Annotated in this window: 8 protein-coding genes; all 8 read right to left on the reverse strand. The window is 62.9% G+C overall.

Going from position 1 to position 6,844, the window contains the following annotated elements; genetic code table 11:
• Positions 1–406: 406 nt before the first annotated feature.
• The 8 genes from B7G66_RS10350 to B7G66_RS10385 all read right to left on the reverse strand — a co-directional run bounded on the left by B7G66_RS10350 (position 407) and on the right by B7G66_RS10385 (position 6,710).
• Complete coding sequence (locus tag B7G66_RS10350) at positions 407–1,543, reverse strand: glycine-rich domain-containing protein (RefSeq protein ID WP_003621779.1); 1,137 nt, start codon at positions 1,541–1,543, stop codon at positions 407–409.
• Positions 1,540–2,112 carry a DUF2612 domain-containing protein gene (locus B7G66_RS10355; protein WP_003621776.1) on the reverse strand — a complete coding sequence of 191 codons (573 nt, stop codon included), beginning with the start codon at positions 2,110–2,112 and terminating at the stop codon, positions 1,540–1,542. Before B7G66_RS10355 ends, B7G66_RS10350 begins: the two co-directional genes overlap by 4 nt.
• 1 nt (position 2,113) lies before the next feature.
• Positions 2,114–3,331, reverse strand: a complete 1,218-nt coding sequence (locus B7G66_RS10360) for a baseplate J/gp47 family protein (RefSeq protein ID WP_040511052.1) — start codon at positions 3,329–3,331, stop codon at positions 2,114–2,116.
• Positions 3,318–3,671, reverse strand: a complete 354-nt coding sequence (locus tag B7G66_RS10365; protein WP_003621772.1) for a hypothetical protein — start codon at positions 3,669–3,671, stop codon at positions 3,318–3,320. The genes B7G66_RS10360 and B7G66_RS10365 overlap by 14 nt, the downstream gene beginning before the upstream one ends.
• 15 nt (positions 3,672–3,686) lie before the next feature.
• On the reverse strand, positions 3,687–4,400 hold the full coding sequence (locus B7G66_RS10370; RefSeq protein WP_003621770.1) for a Gp138 family membrane-puncturing spike protein: 714 nt from the start codon (positions 4,398–4,400) through the stop codon (positions 3,687–3,689).
• The gene (locus B7G66_RS10375) at positions 4,357–5,298 is read right to left on the reverse strand and encodes a baseplate hub protein (protein WP_003621769.1); all 942 of its coding nucleotides are present in this window, start codon (positions 5,296–5,298) and stop codon (positions 4,357–4,359) included. Before B7G66_RS10375 ends, B7G66_RS10370 begins: the two co-directional genes overlap by 44 nt.
• Entirely contained in the window at positions 5,288–5,599 is a 312-nt protein-coding gene (locus tag B7G66_RS10380) for a phage baseplate plug family protein (RefSeq protein WP_003621768.1), read from the reverse strand. Before B7G66_RS10380 ends, B7G66_RS10375 begins: the two co-directional genes overlap by 11 nt.
• Positions 5,600–5,978: 379 nt before the next feature.
• The gene (locus B7G66_RS10385; protein WP_040512814.1) at positions 5,979–6,710 is read right to left on the reverse strand and encodes a hypothetical protein; all 732 of its coding nucleotides are present in this window, start codon (positions 6,708–6,710) and stop codon (positions 5,979–5,981) included.
• Positions 6,711–6,844 lie beyond the last annotated feature (134 nt).

The raw sequence follows: 6,844 nt of genomic DNA on the forward strand, positions 1-6,844 counted from the left end.
GCTGGTCGCGGCCGTCAGGTAAACGGCATAGGTCTGCACTGTTGCGGTTGTCATGAATGTTCCCCATCACGGCCATGGAAATGCGCCGGTGCTGTTGAGAGAGTGTTTGAAGACAGGAAAAGTCTCTGGGCGCTGCCTTTTGATCGAAAAAGGCGGCGGCGTCTGAAGCTTTTTGGAAAAAGCTTCACCAAAAACCTTTATAATTTCAGGGTGTTATCGCGCCTGACTTTTCAAACAGTCTCTGGGTTCGATTTTGCAGGCGATCCCCGATCCCCGGCCCCCATCGCCGCCGCCAATCCTGTGCATCCGCACATCACCCGGCCGCATCATGTGGATCGCGCGCGGTGGAATGGCCGACGCCCCGCCCCACGCCCCTGCCGGGACAGGTCCGTGCCCTGACATGCCGTTACGGCAGCCATTTGTAATAAAATTTGCCTGACGCACCGTTACCGCCCGCATACGAATTCCCGGTGAAGCCAGAGTCATACGCACCCCCGCCACCTGCACCGGGGGCCGCACCGGACACACCGCCCAGATCCCCCGACCGTGCGCCGCCCACGCCCCCCGGCCCGACACCCCCGGAACCGGAAAGTTGCAGCGCCCCCGATTGCCCGTCCAGTCCGCAGTTCCCGCAATCATTGCGAAACGTCCCGGACATGTCCGACGTCCCGGCAGGTGCGCCACCACCGCCCGCAGTATTGGTGACGGACGCCACCTGTCCCGCAAATCCGCTGGGCAGCCATTGCAGCGTCTGGCCTGCGCCATTCACGCACGATGTCTGCCCGCCGCGATATCCATTCCCCGAACTGGCATTGCCCGCACCACCAGACCCGATCGTGAAAACAAGGTGATCGCCGGGGGTTACGGTATAAATCCCCTCCATGATGCCGCCACTGCCGCCGCCTGCGCCGGAAAATGTCTGTGACGTGGTGGTGGCCGAACATCCCGTTGCGCCCGCGCCCGCACCAATCCCCCGCAGGTAAACCCGCGTCACGCCAGATGGCACCACAACGGTGGTCGAGGCACTGACCGGATAAAGCGACGAGGACGCAAGGGACAGATCCGTTGACAGCACGGCCTCCGCCGCCTCCGCCCGTGTGGTTTCCAACGCCAGTGCGGATGAAGGCGCAAGCCCCGTGAACAGCGATTGCCACGATGCCCCCGATGCGCCAGGCGTGGTCATGTTGTCATCAACGGTGGAGATGTAATACGCCCCCGCAACCGCCCCCGACACGATGGCGTTCAGCGGGTATCCACCGATCGCGGTTGCGAAATCCCCATCCCATGACGCGAAATATCCCGCCTGATACACCCGCAGCACGGATGTGATCCAGTTCAGGATGCCATTCATGTCCGCCCCCGATGGCGGGGTGCCACCGGCGGAAACCGGGTCGAATGTCACCGGCGGGAACCCATCCGTCAACGACGCCGCCCCCGCCGTCACCCCCACCTGTGAAGCCTGCGGGATCGTGCGGATATAGCTGGCCCCGGCACTGCCTGCAAAGGGAAGCGCGAATTTCGCGGGAAAGGAACTCTGTTTCACGAAACCTCCATACGGTAGGCAACAGCAACACCGGCAGGACGGGGCAGCACGCCCGAAGCCTCGACAATGGAAATCTCCACCGGGGTCAACTGAAAATCGAAACTGTAGGTCATGGTCATGTCGCCATTATCGGCAACCCACGCATTGCCCCGCCCGGCAAACAACGTCATCAGGATCGCATTCAGCCCGATGACCGACCCGTTGGTGATGTTCGCCATCGCCTTGGCATAGATCAGGATGCGCAACGCATCGTCGCCAAGGCTGTAATTCGCGGTGGAAACCGTGCCGTTATAAAATGGCCCCTGCCCAAAGGGCGCGGCAGAGGTATTGCCCGCCTCGCCAAATCCCCAGAACAGGTCTTCAGTTATCGTCAGGACACGGCTGATGCCAACAATGCGCCCCCATACATCCAGGCCATAGCCACGCGCCGTTTCCACGTTCCAGACCAGGTCATAAAAGCTGTCGATGTTCGCGCCGGGGTCAATGCACTGGTTCCATGCGTCGATCAGGGTGCAGATGGTGGGGCTGCTGGCATACTGGCTGATGATCGTCTGTTGCACATTCTCCATGTCACACCAGCGCCAGCGTGATGTCGTCGGGGTCGAGCGTGGGGGCCTGATTGATGTCCATCTGCACCGTAAACCCCGTGGGCATGGCGGTGGTGCCGATCGTGATTTCCACAATCTGCGCCCATGCGCCCAACCCCGCGATCCCGGCATAAAACCGGCTGGCATACAGGCGTGAAGCAATGCGCGCCCGCGTCCCGCCATCCGTGCCGTCAAACGCCGCCGCCACCGCCGCCTGCACCTGCGTCAGGGCGTCGGATGGCACGCAGGACGCGTTGCCCATCGACACGGCGACGAAAACCGGTGTCGGCGTCGCGTAATCGAACGACACGCCATAGGACGGCGCGGTGGTATAGGCCGCATTCGGGTCCGCAACCGTCACTATGGTGGTGCCGGTATAGCCACAGCCCGGCGGCTTTTTCTGCATGATCGCCAGCGCGATGGCCGCGCTGTCGCCGCCCACCACACAGGCATAGACACTGTGCGCGGCAATCGTCACCCCGCCGGTGGTGATGGCGGCGGATGTGGGATTGTCCGTCACATACGCATCCGTCACGCCCGGCACCGACAACAGCCCGCCAAGGATGGCGGCGTTGGACCCGATGGAATTCCCCGCCACGGTGGCGGCGCGCCGGGCCTCGAACGCGGTGCGGCTTTCCTGTTCCGCGCCGGTGACACCGGCCACCATGTTCGTAACCGACGTCAGGCCCGCCACCGACTGGTACAGTGAAATCGCCCCCGCCGGGCATGAAACCGGCCCCGTGGTGGTGCAGGCGAATTCCATCGCCAGCGTGCCAGTGGCCGGGATCACCCCCGCAGAGGTCGCGGCGTAATGATATCCGGCCCCGTCCTGCACCAGCGTGCCAGAGGGTATGACCGTCCCCATCGCCCCCACGCACATGCACGATACCACCGTGGCCGTGGCGGGATTGCGCGCGATGAAGTAGATGCGCGCAATTGCATCCTGCATCCGCCCCGATGCAAAGGCCGGGTCCACCCCGTTCGCCAGGGCCACGAACGCATCGTTGCAATCACCGATGATGGCGGTCAGGCTGCTGGCCAACTGTCCCTGCGGGGTGGACAGGTCGGGATTGAGGCTGCCGCCAAAGGCCGCGCCGAGATCCGCCATCACCCCGGTCAGGACATCACTTTCGGCGGGTGCGACAAACCCCGTCGCACCAAGAGAGGCGGCAGGAACGGATGTGGTGCTAGAAACTGACACTTGTGGTCCCTCCGGTGGTCAGGGTGACAAGGATGGAGCCCGACAGCACGCGGTCCGCACCGATGGCCGTCAGGACACATCGCGCATCGGACACGCCCGATACCGCGCGGGCCGTGGCCTCCACCTGCGTGCGAAAGGCGGCGGGCGACTGCCCCACGCCAAGGACAAGGCGGAAATACGCAATCCCCTTTGACGTGTCGTACCAGCATTCCCCGGCAAAGGTCCGCACGGCGGTCGCCACATCCTGCACCACGCAGTACGGCGCGGACGCCACGGCAATGTCGCGCGACGCCGTGACACACAGGTCCCACGTCGTGCGATCCAGAAGAAGTGAGGTCATATATGGCCCTGTGCGTTATGTGGGCGCACCCGTCGTGCCGGGCGCGCCCGTGACCGGATGGGTATGCGACCGGCCCGAAACCGTGCCCGCGACCACATCCGTCCGGCCGGTGATGGTGCCACCGGCCGTGATGTCGCCGGTCGTGGAAACCGGGCAGTTGATCTGCATGCCGGCGGCATCCACCGTGAACGTGCCGGCCGTTTTCACCCTCACCCCATTTCCCGTCAGCCAGATATATTCCTCTGGCGTGGCATTGAGGATGGGCGCGACATAGATCGCATCGGCCATGTCATGGATGCGGAAACTGCCCGGTGCGGCGGGCGCGCGGCTGGCCTTGGCGGCGCTGATGTCGCGCCCGCAGATGATGACCGCGCCCAGATCCCCCACACAGGGGTCACAGATGACCGCGCTTTTCCCGCCCTGCATGCGGACATACGGCACGTTATGGATGACGCCATGCGCCATGGACCGCCCCAACGCATCCTGCATATGGACCAGCGGCTGCACATCGACGAAGCCCACGGGGTTCAGCCCCACGCCATTGACCGCGACGACACGCACCGGCGTGTCCGCCCCCATCATCGCCAGCAGGCGACGGCCCACCGCCTCGACCGAGCCAAAGTCAGATCCCCCGTCCTGACGCGTCTGGAACCCGGGATAGGTCGTGTTCTGTATCGCCATCACATCATCCCCCCATGGCCGGGTTGCCCGTGCGCGTGGCCGCGACATGGGTGAACCATGCGCCGTCGGGCACCTCGCTTTCCAACTGGTGCGCAATCAGGTACGGCGCCCAGACACCGTCCGACGCCATGGGCACATCACCCTGCACCGCCGGGGCAGCCTGTATCCGCACCGGCGAAAGATAGGTGATGTCCGGGCGGAACAGCGTGCGAAACGACACGCCATCCTGGTTATAGGCGGGATAGCCAAGCATCCCGGTCGCGGCGCTGATGACCGGGGGCGTGGCCGTGTCATCGCCCGCAAGGTCACGCCCCCATGCCGTAAGGGTATTATCCTCGATCGTGATGACGATCCCCGCCGCATGGCGGATGCGTTCGATCCGGTCACGCGCGCAGCCCCAGCCGTAATAATCATGGATCATGACACCCCCCAGCCCATGCGTCACAAGGCCAAGCCCGCATTGCGCGGCAATGTCCGACAGCACCGTTTCCACCGACACCGCCCCGCAATACCCCCCCGGCGGCAGGGGCTGCACCTGCAACCCGGCAAGGGAACTGGCGGTGACGATGAACGCCACGTCCGGCGCGGTGGTGAAATCAATGAATGCCCCCACCACCACGCCACGGAACACCGTGACCATGCCGCCATCATGGGTGGCGCGCAGGGTGACGGTGTTGCCGCATGCCTGCATCTGCTGTTGCGGTGCGTCGGCGGCCGGCATGGCCGACAGCACCGACAGGCGGTTCATCATCGACAGGGCCATCCCCCCCACCCGCAGGGACAGGGTGCTGCCACCCGGCAGGCCGGCATTCGTCACCTGCGCATGGCACCGCAGCCCCGACAGCGTGACGGTATCCGTCCCCCCTGCGCCGAACCCGCCCGACGCCACGCCAAAGCTGACCTCCAGCGCCTTTTGCGTGAAGGGTGCGACAGGATCAGGCGACATTCTGCCCCTCCCTGTAGGTCAGCACATACCGCCCCCCCAACCCGTCACAGGACGGGTCGGAGGTTCCTTCGAGGTCAAGGAACGCGAAATCGCCCGGCAGCCCGAAATAACCATCGCGCACGATCCATGTCCGGTCGCGGCACATGACACCGCACAACACCGGCGTATCGCGACACGAAATATCGATGAACAGCCCGGTGGCGCGCTGCCGGATGTCAAGGCGCATCACCTGTTGGGACACGACGACATTGACCGACTGCGCCGCGATGGCGGACAGGGGAATGACCTGTGGGGTCGCCATTTATGACGCCTTTTCAAAAGGGTTTTTTGGGAATGGGGAATGCGCGAACAGACATTTCCAGACAGAGGCTTTTGCACAAAACTGTCTTGGGGGCTGTTTGGAAACAGGCCACTGATAAAAAACAGGGAAAGTTTTTTGATGCTGACTTTTGATCGAAAAATGCGGCGTCTTTCGAAGCTTTTTGGAAAAAGCTTCACCAAAAACTTTTATGATTTCATGATTTTGTCGGACTTGCCTTTTCAAACACTCTCTTAATGGCTGTCGCGATCCTGTCGGGTCGGGCGTTTCAAGCAACGCGCAGAGATCACCTGACGCGGGATTTTTCAGAAACGCGCCCTATATAAACGCCTTTTTGAAAAAAGTCCGATCAGACACCTTGTCAGATCACATCCGCCAGGCTGGCAAGCTGCGCCGTGGTGGCATCGGTGGCCTGCACCGTGCCGCCGGACCGCATCACCTGCCCTGCCGCCGTCGCGGTGGTGGCATAGGATTGCGTCGCGGTACAGCGCACCTCCACCACCATGACCTGCACCACCAGCAACGTGATCCCGCCGCGCGTTTCACGACGGTAACGATGGCCGACCACATTGACCGACGCCAACGAATATTCCGGCGTATGCACGGCATAGGTCGCGGTGTCGTCCTCCATCGCCGCAAGCGTCGCCAGAAATGACGCACGCACCATCCGTGCCCCGCCACCCGTCATGTTGCCCCACGCGGCAATGGGGGAATATTGCGAAACAAGGCTGTCGAGGCCGCCGCTACCTGTCTGCGACCCATCACACAGCATTTCCAGCAAAAAGCGACGGGGGGTGGCAACCTTGTTATAGGAAACAAAAGCCCCGTCTTCCTGCGGGGCGTCGGAAATGGCGTGCGCGCTTTCGAATTCCACCGCGCGCACATGCGCCGCCGTCAGGACCTGCGCCCCCGTGGCGTCGAATATCCCCCACAGGCTGGCGGCGCTGCTGATCTGGTAATCATCAAGCATGGTGCCCAGCGTGACCGAACCCATGGCCCGCACATCATCCGCAACATTCCCCAGAACGCGCGGCACCCCCTGCATCGACGGCAGATTCCATGTCGTGGGCATGGTGACGGGAATCATGGTCATGGGCATCTCCTGCATGATAGGCGGGCATTCCCGCACCGCATCGGCGTTAACCGCGCTGGTGTGCAAAGCTTTCTGGAAAAATCTTTACCAAAAAACCTTTATGATTTCAGGATGTTATTGAGACTTACTTTTCA

Origin of the sequence: Novacetimonas hansenii JCM 7643 (assembly GCF_000964405.1) — a bacterium.
GTDB classification, from domain to species: domain Bacteria; phylum Pseudomonadota; class Alphaproteobacteria; order Acetobacterales; family Acetobacteraceae; genus Novacetimonas; species Novacetimonas hansenii.